The sequence below is a fragment of the Sphingosinicella sp. genome (assembly GCF_041916975.1).
Lineage (GTDB): Bacteria > Pseudomonadota > Alphaproteobacteria > Sphingomonadales > Sphingomonadaceae > Sphingosinicella.
Genome location: NZ_JAYRYK010000001.1, coordinates 1374224 through 1391858, shown reverse-complemented (window position 1 = coordinate 1391858; position 17635 = coordinate 1374224). Strand labels below are relative to the sequence as shown.

Below are 17635 nucleotides of genomic sequence, written 5' to 3'. Positions count from 1 at the left end.
GAAAAGCAGACAATTCAATCTCGGAACAACGCCAAAGATCAGATCGCCTCGCCGGCCGCCCGGCCGCTCGCCCACGCCCACTGGAAGTTGTAGCCGCCAAGCCAGCCGGTGACGTCCACGGCCTCGCCGATCGCGTAGAGGCCGGGTACGCGCGCGGCCATCATCGTGCGCGACGAAAGGCCGTCCGTCGATATGCCGCCCGCCGTCACTTCGGCCTTCGCGAAGCCCTCGGTGCCCGTGGGCGTGAAGCTCCAGTCCGTAAGCCGCGCCTCGGCCGCGCGGAGCGCCTTGTCGGAGACGTTGCCAAGATCGCCCTCAAGCTCCAGCCGCTCGGCAAGAGCGTCCGCGAGACGGGCAGGGAGCCGGGCCGCGAGGGCACGTTTCAGCGAGGCGCGCGGCTGCGCCTGTTTCTGGTGGATCAACCAGTCCGGCCCGGCATCAGGGAGGAAGTTCACGCCGATCGGCGTTCGGTGCTGCCAGTAAGAGGATATCTGCAGCATCGCCGGGCCGGAAAGCCCACGATGCGTGAACAGGGCGGCCTCGCGGAAACGCACCTTCTGCCAGCGCACCTCGACCTCCGCCGAAACGCCGGACAAGGAACGGAACAGCGCCTCATCGCCCCCGAGCGTGAACGGCACCAGCGCCGGGCGCGGGTGCACGATCGAAAGTCCGAACTGGCGCGCGACATCATAGGCAAAGCCGGTCGCGCCGAGTTTCGGAATGGAAGGCCCGCCGGTGGCGAGGACGAGCGCGGGCGCTGAGTATTCGCGCCCGCCGATCGTTGTCACGAACTGCCCGTCGCGGTGTGCGATCTCGTGCGCTGCGTGACCCAGCAACGTCGTGACACCCGCCTTCGCGCATTCCTCCATCAGCATGTCGACGATCTGCCGGGCGGAGCCGTCGCAGAAAAGCTGGCCAAGCGTCTTTTCGTGCCACGCGATGCCGTAGCGTTCGACGAGCCCCAGAAAGTCCTGCGGCGTGTAGCGCCCGAGCGCCGACTTGGCGAAATGGGGATTGCCGGAAAGATAGCGGTCTGCGGCGGTGTGAATGTTCGTGAAGTTGCAGCGCCCGCCACCCGAGATCAGGATCTTCTTGCCCGGCTCATCGGCGTGATCGACGAGCAGAACCCGCTTGCCGCGCGCGCCCGCCGTCGCGGCGCACATCATCCCCGCAGCGCCTGCGCCGAGGACGATCGCGTCGAAATTTTCAGCGTTCACGGGTGATGCTGGCGGCAACCGCCTCGGCGGCCTTGATCCCGTCGATCGCGGCGGAAAGGATGCCGCCCGCGTAGCCCGCACCTTCTCCCGCCGGGAAGAGGCGCGCGGTGTTCAGGCTCTGGAAGTCCTTGCCGCGCGTGATCCGCACGGGCGAGGAGGTGCGTGTCTCGACGCCCGTCATCACCACGTCGGGGTGATCGTAGCGCGCGAGCTGGCGCCCGAACACGGGCAGCGCCTCGCGCATCGCCTCGACGGCGAATTCGGGAAGGCAGGTGGAAAGATCCGTTGGGGTGACGCCCGGCTTGTAGGACGGAACGACCTCTCCGAGCTGTGTGGATGCGCGCCCGGCCAGAAAATCTCCCACGGTCTGGCCCGGTGCATTGTAGTTCGATCCACCCGCCGTGTACGCCAGCGATTCCCAGCTGCGCTGGAAGTCGATCCCTGCGAGCGGCCCCTCCGGGTAATCGCGCGCCGGATCGATCGCGACGACGAGGCCGGAGTTGGCGTTGAACTCGGCGCGCGAATACTGGCTCATGCCGTTGGTGACGACGCGGCCTTCCTCCGATGTCGCGGCGACCACGCGCCCGCCGGGGCACATGCAGAAGCTGTAGACGGTGCGTTCGTTCGCACAGTGGTGCGCGAGGCTGTACGCGGCTGTGCCGAGGATCGGATGCCGCGCGAACTTGCCGTAGCGCGCCTCGTCGATCCACGCTTGCGGATGCTCGATGCGCACGCCGATCGAGAACGGCTTCGCCTCGATATGCACCCCGCGCCGGTGCAGCATCTCGAACGTGGAGCGTGCGCTGTGGCCGACGGCGAGGACGATGTGGTCGGCTTCAAGGAAATCGCCATTGTGGAGATGCAGCCCGCGAACGGCGAGGTTCCCGCCCGCGCCGCGCTCCAGCTCCAGATCCTCGACCCGCGTCTGCCAGCGATATTCACCGCCGAGCGCTTCGATGGTCGCGCGCAGGCTTTCGACCATCGTGACGAGCCGGAACGTGCCGATATGCGGGTGCGCCTCGAACAAGATGTCGTCGGGCGCGCCGGCCTTCACGAACTCCTCGAGCACCTTGCGGCCGAGGAAGCGGGGGTCCTTCACGCGGCAGTATAATTTTCCATCAGAAAACGTACCCGCCCCGCCTTCGCCGAACTGGACGTTCGATTCCGGGTTCAGCTCCGATCGCCGCCAAAGGCCCCACGTGTCCTTGGTCCGCTCCCGCACAATCTTGCCGCGATCGACGATGATCGGCCGGAACCCCATCTGTGCAAGGATCAGCCCCGCAAACAGCCCGCACGGCCCCGCGCCGACAACAACCGGCCGCAGCCCGGACCAGCCCCCCGGCGCACGTGTAGGAAATCGGTACTCCATGTCCGGCGTGGAGCGGACGTCATGGTCCTTCACAAACCGCGCCAGCACCTCGTCTTCGTCTACTATGTCTACATCAACCGTATAGACTAGCAGGATCGCACTCTTGCGCCGAGCGTCATTGCCACGGCGAAACACCGTGAATCCGCGCAGCCGCTCGGGCGCAACGCCCAGCCGCGCGCAGATCGCAGGGGCTATCGCGTCGTCCGCATGATCGAGCGGCAAGGTAAGACCGGAAAGGCGCAGCATGGACGAGGCCTTTAGCGGCAAGCCCGCCGTGCGCCAAGCGACAGCCCTTCAGCCGTGTTTGGAGAGAGGCGCACTCGCGGAGCGAAGCAGGTGTCGGCGGAAGGATACATGCTGGTATTTATGATATAAATACAGACGATTAGATAATTCAAATAAATGTGATACCGCTTATCGTACCCCGCGCAACTCAAGCTGCTCCAGTTTTTGGCGAGCCTATTGGTCTTGATGAACGCTCGTATATGTGGGGCCAGCTGACACGTTGGCTGGCTTCGAGGCGAAAGCGGTGGCTGCACGCGCGGGGTGTACGGCCTTCTCCCGCACAAAGGGCCATTGTAGTGTCCTCCGGAGGGCAGGTCCATCCGGAATACGCGCACGCATTGCGATCCTAGCATCGCGGCATCATCTGTGAAATTTGGAGGGACATTGTCAGGATTGAGTGAAATGCACCACAAGCGCGGCAAAGCGAGGAACAGGCGGGCAGGGTGCAAGCTCTGCAAGCCGTGGAAGGTCAACGGTTTCCGTACGGAACGCCGTGATGGCGAGAAGTTCAGCGATCATAGGCGTCGGGTGGTCGCAAAAGGGAAGGCCGAGAGTATTTGTTGAAATGGTTGGTTCTCGGTCTGGGCCGGGAAAGCGTAGACCCTGTAACGCCCGCACGTCGTGACATATGTGGCTGGCGTGAGTTAAACGTCCGGTAAAGTTTGCGCCGCCATGCCCCATCCGGCCAGATCGCGGCTTCCGGCGTGTTTCAACAGCGCCTTTTCATCCTTCATGGTGAACGCGCCAGCTTTCTCAATACCATCCAGCGCTTTCCACGAAACCGGAACTGCGACAGGCGCACCGGGGCGAGCACGTACGCTGTAAGGCAGAATCGCGGTCGATCCTCGCTGGTTGCGGAGCCAGTCGATGAAAATACGCCCCTTGCGCTTTGCCTTCGACATCGTTGCAGTAAACCGCTCCGGCTCCATCTCCGCGAGGGCGCGGGCGAAGCGTTCGGCAAAATCCTTCACAACCGGCCACTTCGCATCCGGTGTGAGCGGTACCACGACGTGAATACCCTTGCCGCCTGACAGCATCGGGAAGCTTACGAGGCCAATGTCGCTGAGCCGTTTCCGCAAATCCTTTGCCGCTCTCTTTACGTCGACAAAATCGAGCCCTTCGTCGGGGTCGAGGTCGAAGATGAGGCGGTCCGGGCGTTCAACATCGTCCACACGCGCGCCCCACCCGTGAAACTCGATTGTACCCATTTGCACACAGGCCAAAACGCCCCGCAAATCCTCCACGTAGAGATAGTCGTCCGGTTTTCCGTCCTTCTCAACAATCGGGATGTGATGCACATCGTTTCCGAAGCTGCCGCTGTCGTGTTTCTGAAAGAAGCATTGTTTGGCGCGGCCTTGGGGGCAGCGGACAAGGCTTATCGGGCGTCGCGCCAGCCATGGCAGCATGACGACGCCCAAACGCCGGTAGTAGTCCGCCAGCGCGCCCTTGGTGATCTTCGCCTCCGGGAAGATCACGCGGCCCGGGTTCGTGATCTTCACATCGGGCAAAGCGGCGATCTCTACAGGCTCTTCGGTCGCGACGTCCTTCGGCATCTTGTCCTCACGCAGTCCGATAAAACTGGCGTGCCGCAGCACATTATCAGACGTGAACTCGGCAAAGGCGATTTCAGCGACCAACTTCGCCGAAACCCACCGGGCTCCACGCGCTTCAGCAGGCGGCACATCCAAAGCCGCGCTTTTCCGCGCGATCGGCTTCAGCTTTCGGGCAAGCATTGCGAGCGTATCTGCATCGAATCCTGTGCCCACCTTGCCTGCATAAGCGAGTTTGCCACCCCGGTTCTGTGCCAGCAGAAGCGAAGCGAACGGCCGCGCCCGCGCGCTGCTCGGTGTCCATCCCACGATCACGAACTCCCGCCGCAGCGTGCATTTCACCTTAAGCCACGCCTTCGTGCGGCGGCCCAAATAGGGCGCATCGGCACGCTTGCAGATAATGCCTTCCTGCCCTGCGCGGCACATCGCATCCAACAGTTTCTCGCCAGCGCCGATCACATGCGATGCAAAGCGGATCGGCCCATCTTCGGGAAGGAGGGCCGCAAGCTGTTCCTTGCGCGCGATGTTTGGCTGGGCCGCAAGGTCGGCCCCGTTCAGGACGAGAAGATCGAACGCGAACATGACGAAATCGCCACGCCCCTCCGTCAGCGCCTTTTGCAGGGCCGAAAAACTGGGATTGCCGTTTGCATCGAACACGACGATTTCGCCGTCGATCAGTGAGGGTGGCAGCGCCATGGCCCTTGCCGCGTCCACAATCGGGGCAAACCGCTCCGACCAGTCAAGCCCAGTGCGTGTGTAAATACGCGCGCCGTCGCTGCCGACCGCCAGCAAAGCGCGGTACCCGTCGAACTTGATTTCGTGCAGCCATGCATTGCCGGTCGGCACATGGTCGACCAACGTTGCAAGCTGCGGCTTTCGAAACGTGGGCAGAGGAGTCGCTTTGCCTCTTCTACGATGCTGCATGGGTAAGGTCGTCCGCCGTGCTTCGTCCATCGCACGTTCGAACGCGGCGCCGCGCTTGCCTTTCAAAGATATGGCCGGTGCACCTGCCGCGATTTCCGCCATGGATCGACCCGTTGATATGCTGGTGATTTCGTGGTCGACTAGGTCGTCCGATCCGCCCGCATGTTCGTCCTCGATCTTGCGTAGCAGCCAGTTCTCCCGCTTTTCGCCGGGGCGCGGCTTCATGCGTACGAGCAGCCATTCTCCCTTCATCCGCTCGCCGTGCAGCGTGAAATGCAGATGCCCTTCTTCCAGCGTCTTGTGCGGGTTCTTGCCGGCCATGGATTCCCAAATACCCTGATCCCAAAGCATTACGGTGCCGCCACCATATTCGCCCTTGGGGATCGAACCCTCGAAATCGGCATAGCTCAAGGGATGGTCTTCGGTACGCACGGCAAGGCGCTTGTCGTCGGGATTCAGACTGGGTCCGCGCGTCACCGCCCAGCTTTTCAGCACGCCATCGAGTTCCAGCCGGAAGTCGTAGTGGAGGCGCGTCGCAGAGTGCTTTTGCACGATGAAACTGTTGCCCCGCTTCCGACCTGGTACGCCCTTCGGCTCAGCGGTTTTGGTGAAATCCCGCTTCGTATTATAGGCTTCGAGCGCGCCCTGCCTCGCCATCGTCAGGCGCGTTTCCGGGCGGGTGATTTCGCAGTGCTCGGTTTCTTCTTGGTGGAACTTTTCGCAGCAGGCTTCCGCTTCGGCGCATCCACAGATTTGCGCAGTGCCGCCATGAGATCGATCACGTTGCCACCGCGCGGACGATCTTCATCTGCGTCCTCGATGATCTTCCGGCCACGGGACTTGCGTTTCTTCGCGATCAGCGCTTCGAGCGCCTCGACATAGCGATCCTCAAACGCTTTGGCGTCGAACGGGGCCGTCTTCTTCTCGATCAGAGTCTCGGCTAGCTCCAGCAGCTCCGCATCCGGCTTTGCATCGGCGATGTCGCGGAAATACGAAGCAGCACGGTTCACCTCGTCGGCATAGCGCAAGGTTTCCAACATCAGCCCGCGTCCGCACGGGCGCAGGCAGACGGCATATTCGCGTCCACGCATCGCGAGCTGTCCGAGGCCGACCTTGCGTGTGTGCCGTAACGCTTCGCGCAGAACGACGAAGGCTTCTTCGGCCAGGTCGTCGGCGGGGACCACATAATAGGGCTTCTCATAGTAGAGAAGATCGATCTCGTTGAAGTCGACGAACTGCGTGAGTTCCAGCGTCTTGCGGCTTTCCAGCTTCACGGCATCAATCTCGTCCTGCCCGAGCAGAACATATTCGCCCTTATCGACCTCATAGCCCTTAAGAATGTCTTCCGCCTTTACCGGGCCGATGCCGGGTACAACCTTCTCGTAGCGGATGGGTTTTCCTGACGGTTCGTGAATCTGACGAAAGCTGATTTGTGCGCCGCTCTTCGTGGCACTGTAGATTTCTACAGGAATCGATACCAAAGCCAGACGAATCTGGCCCCGCCAATAGGGACGTGCAGGCATTTTCCATTGCCCTCCTGCTACAGCCATTTTGCTCAACCTACAGGGGCTGCTGCAGTTCCCCAATTCAGCTCACCTCATCGCATTTCAGCGCGACAAACACCGTCCGCAACCTTAGCCCCTCCTGCACCCCAGAAACGCGAGGCGTGATCAGCGGGATTTCGGCAGACTTGCAAGTAGATCTACTAGCGTGCGTTCAGTAGCGCTCATATGCTTGGTCGCGCGCCGCATCGGAAGTTTCAGACGTTTTCGCAGCGCTGGGTTTGATGCGAGTTCAAGCAGTGCAGGGTGCACGTAAGCACTTCTCGCAATGGCAGGGGTATTTCCAAGGACAACGCTCACGGGCTCCAGAACGACCTTCGTTGACACCGGAGTCTCTGCCTGCAGTATGACGTCCAATGCAATCACGCTGGCGCCCCAGGTGCGAAAATGCTTGGCACTGTAGTCCGCGTCCAATGCGCCGTGGATATAGGCGTTCACATCTCCCGACGTTACCGGATGCACCTCGCCATCCTCACCGATGTAGGTGAATAGGCGCTGCCCCGGCAAATCCTGACAGCGCTTTACCGCGCTTGCGAGCAACCGGTCCGACATTTTCAGATTATGCATTTTGCCGGATTTGCCCTTAAAGCGCAGTGCGACCGTGTGCCCATTCAACCGAACGTGTCGATTGCGCAGCGTCGTTGCGCCGTAGCTATCGTTTTCCTGTGCGTAACATTCGTTGCCCACGCGAACCTGGCCGCCGTCCAGCAGCCGGATCACGGCTGCGACGACCTTGCTCTTATCCAGCTTTCGTTTTTTCAGATCGCGCAGGACACGCGCCCGTAGCTTCGGCAATGCCCGACCGAAATCAGCGAGGCGGGCGAACTTTTGAGCATCACGGTGCGTGCGGTAGTCAGGATGATAACGGTACTGTTTACGGCCGCGCGCATCGTAGCCCGTGGCCTGCAGATGCCCGGCAGGGTCGCGGCAGAACCACGTCTTCGTATAGGCGGGTGGCAGAGCGAGGCTGTTCAAGCGCTGGATCTCCTCGCGCTTCGTCACACGCGTGCCGTCCTCCTCGAAATAGCCCCAGTCCTTGCCGCAGCGCCGCCGGGTGTAGCCCTGCTCGGCATCATCGACGTACCGGAGACCGTTCTTCATGCGCCCCGAACGCTTATCGAGCGCAGTCGATCCCCACGAAGGGTGCGCGTCGAGGCAACATACAAGAACGGTGAACGGTTCATCGCAAATGGGTGTGCCGGATTAGGTAAGCATGAAGAAGGGTGCTACGGTGGCTACGTCGATACCCAGTATCCCCCGAGCCGGTCTCGTCTGTCTGTCAGCCAAAGAAGCTGCCGCTTATACTCAAGCAGGAGCAGCAATATGGCGAACACGCCTGAATATACCCGTATGCGCGAAGCGCACTGTCGAGCGATGGCCGAAAATGCCAAAGACCCCGGCATCAAGCGCATCCACAAAGACCTTGCCGACCGCTACGCTCAATTGGCGAACGAAGCTGAGCAAAACGCCCCCGGCGGATGAACCCGAGCGCCGGGTTCATCTTATTCGCCCCAAGATCGGCTATTATCAGGTGATCTTTTTGACGGCGGTGAGGCCCAGAACGAAAAAGATGATGGCCACGATTACGGCTGCCACGAACAGCACTTTGGCAATGCCCATCGAGGCGCCAGCGAGGCCGCCGAAACCCAGCACGCCAAATATCAGTGCTGCGATAGCGAAAATGATAGCCCACTTGAGCATGTCGTGATCCTCCTGGCGCTTGTTTCTTCTGAAAAGCCCGACGGCGCATGGGGTTCCATATTTCCTGCCCCAATGCTGATTGATGCCGCTCCTCTTGCTGACGTCTTTCGCCGAGACTGTGGAACCCTGTGTTCCAAACCGACGTTGTGATCAGTATCCCGCTATGCCCCCAGTTTGACTCGTGTGCGGCGCTGTCAAGCTGACGAAGCGGAAAGCGGATCACACGCGGACCATCATCACTACATTTCTGCTGGTCTCGTGGCGGCTGTGGAAGACGGCAAGGTGCGCCTTTCAGCCAACGGTGCCAACGCCGCGTTACTGGAAGAAGAACGGGACGGTGGCGCCTTGGCTGGCGGGAACCCTTAAAACTGGCGAGTAAATCTGACATCCCGAAGCCCAACATCATCAAGCCGCAATAGCCGTCCGAAACCCCGCCGCTCGCGATTCCGGCAGATGAACCGATGGAACAGCCGTCTGAGATCACCTATCGATCCCTGGCGGGTTTGCTATCTGGACCCATGTGGATATTGCGGCGCTCGCTGCATACCAGCCTGCGCCATTAGACGTCGCCGATCGTCCCGGCGATGCTGCGGCCAAAGCCCAGCCCTTCGTACGAGCGGCTGGTCGAGACGGAGAGGGCGGTCAGATTTAGATCGGTTACGGGGCGGCGTTCCGATGGCGCCGGAGCTCGGCCCGCGCGATCGCGCGGGCGTGAACTTCGTCGGGACCATCGGCCAGCCGCAGGACGCGGGCGTTCGCCCAGTCGCTCGCGAGGTCGAAGTCGGCGGACACGCCGGCGCCGCCGTGCGCCTGGATGGCATCGTCAATGATGCGTTGCGCCATTATTGGCGCCTGAACCTTGATCATCGCAATCTCGACCTGCGCCGACTTGTTGCCGGCGCGGTCCATTATATCGGCCGCCTTGAGGCAGAGCAGGCGTGTCATATCGATGTCGATCCGAGCGCGCGCGATCCGCTCCTCCCAGACAGAGTACTCGCTGATGCGCTTGCCGAAGACAGTCCGCGATTGCAGCCGGCGGGCCATCGCTGTGAGCGCCTCCTCGGCAGTGCCGATCAGGCGCATACAGTGATGGATTCGGCCCGGTCCCAAGCGACCTTGCGCGATCTCGAAGCCGCGCCCTTCACCCAGTATTACGTTGGCGGCGGGCACGCGTACGTTGGTCAGCACGATCTCACCATGCCCATGCGGCGCATGGTCGAAACCGTAAACTGACAAGAGGCGGCGCAACTTGACGCCGGGCGTATCGAGGTCGACAAGGATCATCGTCTGCTGGCGGTATGGTTCCGCTTCCGGGTCGCTCTTGCCCATGATGATCGCCAGCTTACAGTGTGGATCGCCAATCCCGGACGACCACCATTTGCGACCATTGATAACGTAGTCATCGCCATCGCGCCTGATGGATGTGCACACGTTCGTCGCGTCGGAGGAAGCAACATCCGGCTCGCTCATCAGAAAGGCGGAGCGCAGTTCGCCATCCATCAAAGGCCTCAGCCAGCGCGCTTTCTGGGCTGCCGTTCCGTAGCGATGGAGAACCTCCATGTTGCCGGTGTCCGGCGCAGAGCAGTTGAACACTTCTGATGCCCAGGCAACGCGCCCCATCTCCTCTGCGCAGAGCGCATATTCGACATTACTCAGTCGTTCGCCGCTGAACTCGAAGCGGGTTTCGATCATGTCTTCCGGGCGCAAGGGCGGCATAAAGAGGTTCCACAACCCGGCGCTCTTTGCCCGCACCTTCAACCCCGCAATGACCGCGCTCGACGTCCAGCGATCGTTGCTTTCGCGTTCCTGCTTGTATTGCGCGATCGCCGGCCGCACCTCCCGATCCATGAAGTCGCGGACACGCTGCTGAAATGCGCTTTGGCGCTCCGAGTTCGTGAAATCCATTTATGGCTCACCCTAGACGTGACAGAGGATACACAGGGCGATGGCGGCCCTCATCAGCTCAGGCGCCGATGAAGCGACCGGGTCTCCGTTCTGCGACTGCGGCGACTCCTTCGCGAGCATCCGCTGTGGCCAATAACTTGGTCTGCTCGTCGCTTTCGTGCTGAACCTGCGTGCGATACGCATCGACGATACCATGACGCAGCGTTGCACGTGTCGAGATGACGGCGAGTGGTGCGGCCTCGGCGATTTCGCCTGCCAACTTCAGCGCACCCGCGCGCAGCTCCGACTGATCAACGAGTTCATCGACAAGCCCCCAGGCGAGCGCCTGCTCCCCATTAATGCGCCGACCCGTGTACATGAGGAGCGAGGCTTTCTGCACCCCGATTAATCGAGGAAGTGTATGTGTCAGGCCGAAGCCTGGGTGGATACCCAGCTTCACGAAGTTTGCGGAAAAGCGTGCCTCTGGAGACGCAACCCTGAAATCCGCAACGAGCGCCAGTCCGAAGCCCCCGCCGACGGCGGGGCCTTGTATTGCAGCGATGATGGGCTTGCGCGTCGCAAACAGTCGCGCAGCGGCGGGGTAGACATCCCGGGACGGACCGCCCGGTGTACTGAAGTCTGCGCCGGCGCAGAACGCGGTCCCCTGCGCCGCCAGAACGATCGCACGAAGTGAAACGTCATGATCTATGTCTTCGAAAATCCGAGCAAGCGTGTTCATCAACTCGACGTCGAAGAAGTTGTGCGGTGGCCGCCTCATCTCGACAACGGCGACGTTCCCGACGATCTCAAACCCTACGTCCGAATATTCGTGCATGTAGGTCTCCTGAGCCCTTGTACGCCGCGACGTCGCGGAACAAAATTTATTAATCGCCAGCTTTTTGCGGAGCTTATTTTCCTGCAGTCTCCAAGACTTGGGAAATGGAGGCATCCAGAACGCTCAGGCCGAAATCAATCTCCTCGTCAGATGAGTTGATTGGTGGCGCAAACCTCAAAATGCCTGCTGAATATACACCGGTGATGTTTGCAAACAGGCCGCGCTGTAGCGCAATCTCTGTAACTTCCTGAGCAAGGGCGGTCGCGCTTTTGCCCTTGAACGGAATGAACTCCATCCCAAGCAACAGACCCCTGCCTCGCACGTCACCGATGCATTGGTGACGTTGCATCAGGTTCTGCAATCCCTGCCGGAGGCGGCTACCGAGAACCCTCGACCTTTCGACAAGCTGGTCGCGCTGAACAATCTCCAAGACCTTTAGGGCGACAGCGGCGGGAAGCGGGTCATTGACGTGCGTGGTGACGAAAAAGAATCCCCGCCGTTCAGCCTCTTCCGCCAGCGCATCCGACGTCTGAACCGACGACATGGCCATACCGGCGCCAAGCGTCTTCGAAAGTAAAAGCACGTCCGGCACGACCTTATCGCGCTCGAAGGCGAACATTTCTCCGGTACGACCAAGGCTTGTCTGCGCCTCGTCGAGGATGAGGAGCATACCTCTTTGTTCGCAATGTTTCTTAAGCGCTGCGAGGTACCCCAGCGGAAGGTCGATGATGCCGCCTGTGCTAAGAACCGGCTCCGCGATGAAGGCTGCGAGATTGCCGGTGGACTGTCGATCCAGAAGGTCGAAGCTGTCGTCGAGTTCCTGCTGCCACGTCACCCCGGGGAACCGCGGGCGATAGGGGTTTGGCGCGGGGATGGAGAAAGATCCTGGCATCAGCGGCCCTTGGCCGCGCCGTCCCAACGAATAGGTTGCCGACGCAGCAGCCCCGGTCGATCCATGGTAAGATTGGGCGAAGCCGACGATTTCCCATTTGCCTGTGACGACCTTAGCGAGTCGGATCGCTGCTTCGACCGACTCCCCTCCGGTAGACAGGAACATCGAGCGTGGAAGAGCGGGTACCAGTTCCGCCAGGGCGGCAGCCAAGTCCACTACCGGCTTGGAGATCATCATGCTAAACAGATGGTCAAGATTGCCAGCGGCTTGGCGTATAGCCTCAACAAGATCCGGATGAGCGTGCCCGATCACGGAGCTCATCTGCCCGGAGGTGAAGTCCAGCACCTTGCGCCCTGTATCGTCGTAGAGCCACGACCCCTCCGCTCGGGTGGGAATGAACGAGGTGAAGCCTCCACCCGTCCCCATGTATTTCAGCAGATGGCGATCTGCTTTTTCCCAGATAGCGGCTTCCGAGTTGTTAAGCATCATATTCACTGCCGATTATCCTGCTGCGCTTGAACTTGAGGTAACTGCCTCGTCGCAAATCCAGAAGGCAACCTTACGCCTCAGATACATCGACGTTGAAGTTGTCACGACGCCTACCTCTTTCTACCTTTGTAAATTCAGATGTAGCGACCAATCTTCGCGACTTTAAACGCAAATACTTCTCCCTGACTGGTGAACAGGATTTTCTAATCGCGGTTGAGCTTGCGCGCGGAAGGGGCGGGCGAAACCGCTGGTTTGCGGATCGCGCGCATAAGCAACCGTAGGCCTATCGGCCGTAGAGCGGTCCATAAGTGGAGTATTTTCTGGAGGCGAAGCCGCCGAGCACACGGCATCAGCCGTCGGTGGTGCTCGCCTGCTTAACTGCCTTCTCGAAGATGCTCGCCGCATCGCGAAGGAAGCCCAGGATGGCTGTGCTTTTGGAGTTGATGCGGACGGAAGGCCCCCCTACGCCAAGGGCGAACCTGCGGCCGAAAGGCGTAGGCAGAAGCAGGACGCCCATCGTGCAGACGCCGGGTGTGACGCGACTGTCGGAAGTCGCAAACCCCTCGTCGCGCACGGCCTCAAGGTCAGCCATCAGCGCCCGTTGATTTATTTTCGCTTCATGGGGTGCGCGGCGCGCATCTATTCGCCGAACGGTCGCCTCAATGTCCGCATTCTTCTCGGCGCTCAAGAGCAGGCGCCCGAATCCCGAGAGGGCCAGCGGCCGCAGCGTGCCGGGTGCGACGGCGAATTTCAGCGCTTCGTTGGAATGAACCACATGAACATATTGCACTTGAAGGTCGCTCCGGGCGGCAAGGACAACAGTTTCGCCCGTCGCGTCGCGAAGGTCTTCCATCAAACGAAGGATGTTCAGCCCGCCGAAAAGATCGGTCGCGACCCAGCTGCCAAGCAATGCAATCCTCATGGTCGGCAGGTAAGTGCGGCTGCGCTTGTCGTACTCCAGGTAGCCGAGCTGCACCAGGCTCTTGAGGAGTGCTGAACCGCTCGACGGCGCATAGCCGAATTGATCGCATATCTGCGTGAGCGACACCGGCATTCGGATGCGATCGAAATATTCGAGCACCTCAAACACGCGTCGTGCCGACTTGATGCTGCCTTCCGTCACGGTCGTCTCAATTTTTCATCAATATGAAAGCGTGCACTACAAGTGTGAAAAACTTGTGGCAAGAAAATAACCGATTACAGTTTGCAGCAACCCCAACGCTGACGCCCGCATTCAAATGCCAGTGGCAGCCGATCGTGGAGTCATTCGCAAAAGTCATGGCGAATTCATCAGCACAAGCGCCTGCGGCCCCGTTGGACGGCGTGCGAGTCCTTGACCTTACATCCGTTCTCATGGGCCCGCTCGCTACGCGGATACTCGGAGACATGGGCGCCGACATCATCAAGATCGAGCCACCGGAAGGTGATATGCTGCGCACATCGGGCGGCTCGGGATTGTCGCCCGTGATGATGAACCTCTACCGCAACAAGCGCAGCGTCGTGCTCGATCTGAAGCATCCAGAGGGGAAGGCGGCGCTCGAGGCGCTGATCCGCACCGCTGATGTTTTCGTCCACAACCTCCGTCCGCAAGTGATGGAAAGGCTTGGCTTCACCTATCAGGTTGTCAGCGCCATCAAGCCGGACATCATCTACTGCACGGCGACCGGCTTCGGCGGCGACGGTCCTTACGGTGAAAAGCCTGCGTATGACGATCTGATCCAGGCCGCTTCCGGATTCGCCTCAGCCAGTATTCCGCTCACCGGAGAGCCAGCTTACGCGCCTGCGGTCATTTGCGACAAGCTTGTTGGTCAGGCCGTCGCGTACTCGATCCTGGGCGGCTTGCTGCATCGCGCCCGCGGCGGCGGCGGGCAGTTGATCGAAGTGCCCATGTTTGAGGTCGCCATCGACTTCAACCTTGTCGAGGGATTGGGTGGTGCGGTCTACACGCCTCCTCGGGGTCCGAGCGGCTGGCCGCGTATGAAGACGGTTGAACGCCGACCGTTCAGGACCGCCGACGGCTTTGCCTGTATTTTGCCCTACTCATCCAAGAACTGGTTCGCCTTCTTCGACGCCGTCGGACGCAGCGACTGGAAGGTGCGCTATGCTGATCGCGGAAAGCGCATGGCGGAGATCGAAACCCTGTACGCCATGATCCGGGAAGAAGCGCCGAAGCGCACGACGGCAGAATGGGCCGCTTTCTGCGATGAGGCTGACATCCCCTTCATGCCCGTGCTGACGGTGGAGGACATCCCCGACGATCCCCATGTCCGCGCAGTCGATCTGATGCCAATTCTCCAGCATCCGACCGAGGGCCCCTATTATGCCGTCCGGCCACCAGTACGCTTTGGTGCTTCGCCTTACCGCTTGCGCAGGCACGCACCGGGTCTTGGCGAGCATACGGCTGAGGTTCTGGCCGAGGTTGGCCATGTCCCGAAAAGCCGCTCCCTCCTTGCGGACGATTCCCGCCTAACCAGCTGATAGCAGAGCTCCCCATGCAATATTCATTTACGACTGAACAGAACGAATTCCGCGGTGTTCTCCGCCGCTTCTTCGAGCAGAGTTCACCGCCCCCTGTCGTGCGGCAGCTTATGGAAACCGAAGCCGGCTGGGACCGGACGCGTTGGCGTGACCTGAATGCCCAGCTTGGCCTTTGCGGCGTGCATGTGCCGGAGGCTTATGGCGGAATGGGCTTTGGCTTTGTCGAGCTTGGCATCGTCCTTGAGGAAATGGGACGTGCTTTGCTCTGTGCGCCTTTCTTCAGTTCCGCGGTTTTGGCGACGACCGCGATCCTGAACGGTGCTGACGAAGCTCAGAAGGCGTCCCTGCTGCCAGGTCTGGTTTCCGGCGAGACGGTGGCAGCGCTGGCCATCACCGAGCCCGATGGTAAATGGGAACCGGGCGCGATCGCGACGACGGCCCAACAGGCCGACGGGCGCTACCAACTGTCGGGCGTGAAGAGTTTCGTCATTGATGGCCACACTGCCGACCTTCTCATCGTGCTGGCGCGCCTGCCAGACAGCAAGGGCGATGAGGGCTTGTCGCTATTCGCCGTCCGAAGTGACGCGGACGGCGTGAAACGCAAGGCGCTGCAAACTCTGGACCCCACTCGCAAGCTCGCACGGATTGAATTCGATGGCGTGGAGGCGGAATTGCTCGGCAAATCCGGAGAGGCTGCGGGGCCGATTGCAAGGACGCTTGCGCAGGCTGTCGCCATGCTGGCAAATGAGATGGTGGGCGGGGCCGAGCGGCTGCGAGAGTCTGCGCTCGACTACGCCAATCTGCGCGTACAATTCGGGCGGCCGGTCAGCTCGTTCCAGGCGATGAAGCACAAGCAAGCTGACATGCTGGTGGATTTGGAGCTCGCCAAATCGGCCGCCTATCAAGCCGCTCAGGCGGTTGCGGATGATGAGCCGGATTTCCCGGCGATCGCCTCGCTCGCGAAAGCGTCGGCTTCCGATACCTATCTGCAGACCGCCGTCCACACGATTCAGATTCACGGAGGCATCGGCTTCACGTGGGAGAATGACACGCACCTCTGGTTCAAGCGCGCGAAGAGCTCTGAGGTTCTCCTTGGCGATGCCGTCTGGCACCGAGATGCACTTGTGCGCGCGTGGGCTGATGGTGGGAGGGTAGGTCAATGACAGCGCTGACGGAAGCTGCAGTTCGTGCGGAAATCAAGGATTGGCTGGCGGCCGAGTGGGATCCGAACCTAAGCCTCTTTGAGTGGCGCAAAAGGCTGGTGAGTTCCGGTTGGGGCGCTCCCACTTGGCCGGCCAACCTTTTCGGTCGCGGCCTTGATCCGGATTTGGCGTCGATCGTTGAAGAGGAGATGCGGCGCGCCGGCGTAGTGGGCGTTGCGAGGTCCGGTGCGCGGAATCTGGCGATCCAGACCTTGCTGGCTCATGGTTCCGAGGCGCAGAAGCGCGATTTTCTTGGCCCGACGCTGACCGGTCAATACAGCTGGTGTCAGCTGTTTAGCGAGCCGGGCAGCGGGTCTGATCTCGCAGGCGCCGCAACGCGCGCCGACCTCAAGGACGGGCGTTGGATAATCAACGGACAAAAGGTCTGGACTACGAGTGCCGACCACGCGGATTGGGGCTTGCTCCTCGCGAGGACGGACTGGGACGTGCCAAAGCACAAGGGGCTTTCCTTCTTTTTCATCGACATGCACCAGCCCGGCATCGAAGTGCGGCCGCTCCGGCAAATGAACGGCTACGCATCCTTCAACGAAGTGTTCCTGACGGACGCCGTGATTATGCCTGAACACATGATCGACGAACTCGGCAGTGGATGGACCGTGGCGACGACCACCCTGATGCACGAGCGCAGTCATGGAGATCCCTCAGCCGCAAAGCCTACTGATGCCGGAGGCCGCCAAGGGCGTGTATACGACGAGGAACGCGAAGAGATCGTAATCGCAACAGAGCCTTACGGGTGGTATCCGCAACGCGCTGGCCGGGTCGATCTCATCCTCGAGCGCGCGCGGGAAACCGGGAAGATCAATGACCCCGTTGTTCGCGAAGAGATCGGAAAACTGCTGGTTCTGGATCGTACCGCCAAATGGACGGCGCTCAGAGCGCGCGCCAATTTGGCGCCGGGTGAAGGTCTTGGACCGACAGGATCGCTGATCAAGCTGCTCGGCAGCCATGTGGCGCGTGCGGCCGCGAGGGTACATACCCTGATCTCCGGCGCGGATGCGATGCTGGCGGGTGCGGAAGCGCCCAAAGACGGATTGATTGCGGAAGTCTTCGTTTCGGTTCCAGCCGTCTCGATTGCGGGTGGCACAGACGAGATTCAGCGCAACATCATTGCAGAGAGGATCCTTCGTATGCCTAAGGATCCCAATCTCGACGCAAATCGTCCGTTCCGGGACGTTCTGAAGAACCCGGGGGCGGGGACGAGGTAAACACCTGATCTTCAATGGAAG

General features: G+C 60.9%; 15 protein-coding genes. 5 read left to right on the top strand and 10 right to left on the bottom strand.

All coding sequences use genetic code 11. The features are described 5' to 3' along the window. Window positions 1–38 precede the first annotated feature (38 nt). The 5 genes from ACE3TJ_RS06585 to ACE3TJ_RS06565 form a co-directional block, all read right to left on the bottom strand. A complete protein-coding gene (locus tag ACE3TJ_RS06585; protein WP_374595062.1) occupies window positions 39–1217 on the bottom strand; it encodes an NAD(P)/FAD-dependent oxidoreductase in 1179 nt (392 codons plus the stop codon). After that, a complete protein-coding gene (locus tag ACE3TJ_RS06580) occupies window positions 1207–2832 on the bottom strand; it encodes an NAD(P)/FAD-dependent oxidoreductase (RefSeq protein WP_374595060.1) in 1626 nt (541 codons plus the stop codon). Before ACE3TJ_RS06580 ends, ACE3TJ_RS06585 begins: the two co-directional genes overlap by 11 nt. Before the next feature lie 683 nt (window positions 2833–3515). Beyond that, window positions 3516–6002, bottom strand: a complete 2487-nt coding sequence (ligD, locus tag ACE3TJ_RS06575; RefSeq protein WP_374595058.1) for a DNA ligase D — start codon at window positions 6000–6002, stop codon at window positions 3516–3518. Window positions 6003–6004: 2 nt separating this feature from the next. Next, a complete protein-coding gene (locus ACE3TJ_RS06570; RefSeq protein WP_374599339.1) occupies window positions 6005–6868 on the bottom strand; it encodes a Ku protein in 864 nt (287 codons plus the stop codon). Window positions 6869–7015: 147 nt separating this feature from the next. After that, on the bottom strand, window positions 7016–8008 hold the full coding sequence (locus tag ACE3TJ_RS06565) for a DNA topoisomerase IB (protein ID WP_374595056.1): 993 nt from the start codon (window positions 8006–8008) through the stop codon (window positions 7016–7018). Window positions 8009–8230: 222 nt separating this feature from the next. On the opposite strand from ACE3TJ_RS06565, the gene ACE3TJ_RS06560 reads away from it, so the two are divergent. Next, window positions 8231–8389: a hypothetical protein gene (locus ACE3TJ_RS06560; RefSeq protein ID WP_374595054.1), complete on the top strand. Its 159-nt coding sequence runs from the start codon at window positions 8231–8233 to the stop codon at window positions 8387–8389. 45 nt (window positions 8390–8434) lie between these two features. Here ACE3TJ_RS06560 and ACE3TJ_RS06555 read toward each other — a convergent pair whose 3' ends face one another. Next, on the bottom strand, window positions 8435–8608 hold the full coding sequence (locus ACE3TJ_RS06555; RefSeq protein WP_374595052.1) for a DUF1328 domain-containing protein: 174 nt from the start codon (window positions 8606–8608) through the stop codon (window positions 8435–8437). Between the two features lie 183 nt (window positions 8609–8791). Here ACE3TJ_RS06555 and ACE3TJ_RS06550 point away from each other — a divergent pair, with 183 nt between their 5' ends. Further along, window positions 8792–8974 carry a DUF2171 domain-containing protein gene (locus ACE3TJ_RS06550; protein ID WP_374599337.1) on the top strand — a complete coding sequence of 61 codons (183 nt, stop codon included), beginning with the start codon at window positions 8792–8794 and terminating at the stop codon, window positions 8972–8974. Between the two features lie 291 nt (window positions 8975–9265). On the opposite strand, the gene ACE3TJ_RS06545 is transcribed toward ACE3TJ_RS06550, so the two are convergent. The 4 genes from ACE3TJ_RS06545 to ACE3TJ_RS06530 form a co-directional block, all read right to left on the bottom strand. After that, entirely contained in the window at window positions 9266–10513 is a 1248-nt protein-coding gene (locus ACE3TJ_RS06545; protein WP_374595050.1) for an acyl-CoA dehydrogenase family protein, read from the bottom strand. Between the two features lie 58 nt (window positions 10514–10571). Then, a complete protein-coding gene (locus tag ACE3TJ_RS06540) occupies window positions 10572–11327 on the bottom strand; it encodes an enoyl-CoA hydratase/isomerase family protein (protein ID WP_374595048.1) in 756 nt (251 codons plus the stop codon). A 73-nt stretch (window positions 11328–11400) separates the two neighbouring features. Next, the gene (locus ACE3TJ_RS06535; RefSeq protein ID WP_374599335.1) at window positions 11401–12708 is read right to left on the bottom strand and encodes an aspartate aminotransferase family protein; all 1308 of its coding nucleotides are present in this window, start codon (window positions 12706–12708) and stop codon (window positions 11401–11403) included. 349 nt (window positions 12709–13057) lie between these two features. Continuing rightward, a complete protein-coding gene (locus tag ACE3TJ_RS06530; RefSeq protein WP_374595046.1) occupies window positions 13058–13831 on the bottom strand; it encodes an IclR family transcriptional regulator in 774 nt (257 codons plus the stop codon). A gap of 23 nt (window positions 13832–13854) precedes the next feature. Between ACE3TJ_RS06530 and ACE3TJ_RS06525 the strand changes: the two genes are divergently transcribed. Genes ACE3TJ_RS06525 through ACE3TJ_RS06515 form a run of 3 tightly spaced genes read left to right on the top strand, consistent with a single transcriptional unit; the run spans window position 13855 to window position 17614 of the window. Then, window positions 13855–15186 (top strand): CaiB/BaiF CoA transferase family protein, encoded by a 1332-nt coding sequence (locus tag ACE3TJ_RS06525; protein WP_374595044.1) that lies wholly within the window; start codon window positions 13855–13857, stop codon window positions 15184–15186. Between the two features lie 14 nt (window positions 15187–15200). Continuing rightward, window positions 15201–16349 (top strand): acyl-CoA dehydrogenase family protein, encoded by a 1149-nt coding sequence (locus ACE3TJ_RS06520; RefSeq protein WP_374595042.1) that lies wholly within the window; start codon window positions 15201–15203, stop codon window positions 16347–16349. Continuing rightward, a complete protein-coding gene (locus tag ACE3TJ_RS06515) occupies window positions 16346–17614 on the top strand; it encodes an acyl-CoA dehydrogenase family protein (protein ID WP_374595040.1) in 1269 nt (422 codons plus the stop codon). Before ACE3TJ_RS06520 ends, ACE3TJ_RS06515 begins: the two co-directional genes overlap by 4 nt. Window positions 17615–17635 lie beyond the last annotated feature (21 nt).

What these genes read in the sequence shown, in the direction of transcription:
- ligD (WP_374595058.1), bottom strand. Translation starts at nt 6,002, where the DNA reads ATGGCGAGGCAGGGCGCGCTCGAAGCCTATAATACGAAGCGGGATTTC.
- ACE3TJ_RS06555 (WP_374595052.1), bottom strand. Translation starts at nt 8,608, where the DNA reads ATGCTCAAGTGGGCTATCATTTTCGCTATCGCAGCACTGATATTTGGC.
- ACE3TJ_RS06565 (WP_374595056.1), bottom strand. Translation starts at nt 8,008, where the DNA reads ATGAAGAACGGTCTCCGGTACGTCGATGATGCCGAGCAGGGCTACACC.
- ACE3TJ_RS06570 (WP_374599339.1), bottom strand. Translation starts at nt 6,868, where the DNA reads ATGCCTGCACGTCCCTATTGGCGGGGCCAGATTCGTCTGGCTTTGGTA.
- ACE3TJ_RS06545 (WP_374595050.1), bottom strand. Translation starts at nt 10,513, where the DNA reads ATGGATTTCACGAACTCGGAGCGCCAAAGCGCATTTCAGCAGCGTGTC.
- ACE3TJ_RS06515 (WP_374595040.1), top strand. Translation starts at nt 16,346, where the DNA reads ATGACAGCGCTGACGGAAGCTGCAGTTCGTGCGGAAATCAAGGATTGG.
- ACE3TJ_RS06560 (WP_374595054.1), top strand. Translation starts at nt 8,231, where the DNA reads ATGGCGAACACGCCTGAATATACCCGTATGCGCGAAGCGCACTGTCGA.
- ACE3TJ_RS06540 (WP_374595048.1), bottom strand. Translation starts at nt 11,327, where the DNA reads ATGCACGAATATTCGGACGTAGGGTTTGAGATCGTCGGGAACGTCGCC.
- ACE3TJ_RS06535 (WP_374599335.1), bottom strand. Translation starts at nt 12,708, where the DNA reads ATGATGCTTAACAACTCGGAAGCCGCTATCTGGGAAAAAGCAGATCGC.
- ACE3TJ_RS06520 (WP_374595042.1), top strand. Translation starts at nt 15,201, where the DNA reads ATGCAATATTCATTTACGACTGAACAGAACGAATTCCGCGGTGTTCTC.
- ACE3TJ_RS06580 (WP_374595060.1), bottom strand. Translation starts at nt 2,832, where the DNA reads ATGCTGCGCCTTTCCGGTCTTACCTTGCCGCTCGATCATGCGGACGAC.
- ACE3TJ_RS06525 (WP_374595044.1), top strand. Translation starts at nt 13,855, where the DNA reads ATGAAAGCGTGCACTACAAGTGTGAAAAACTTGTGGCAAGAAAATAAC.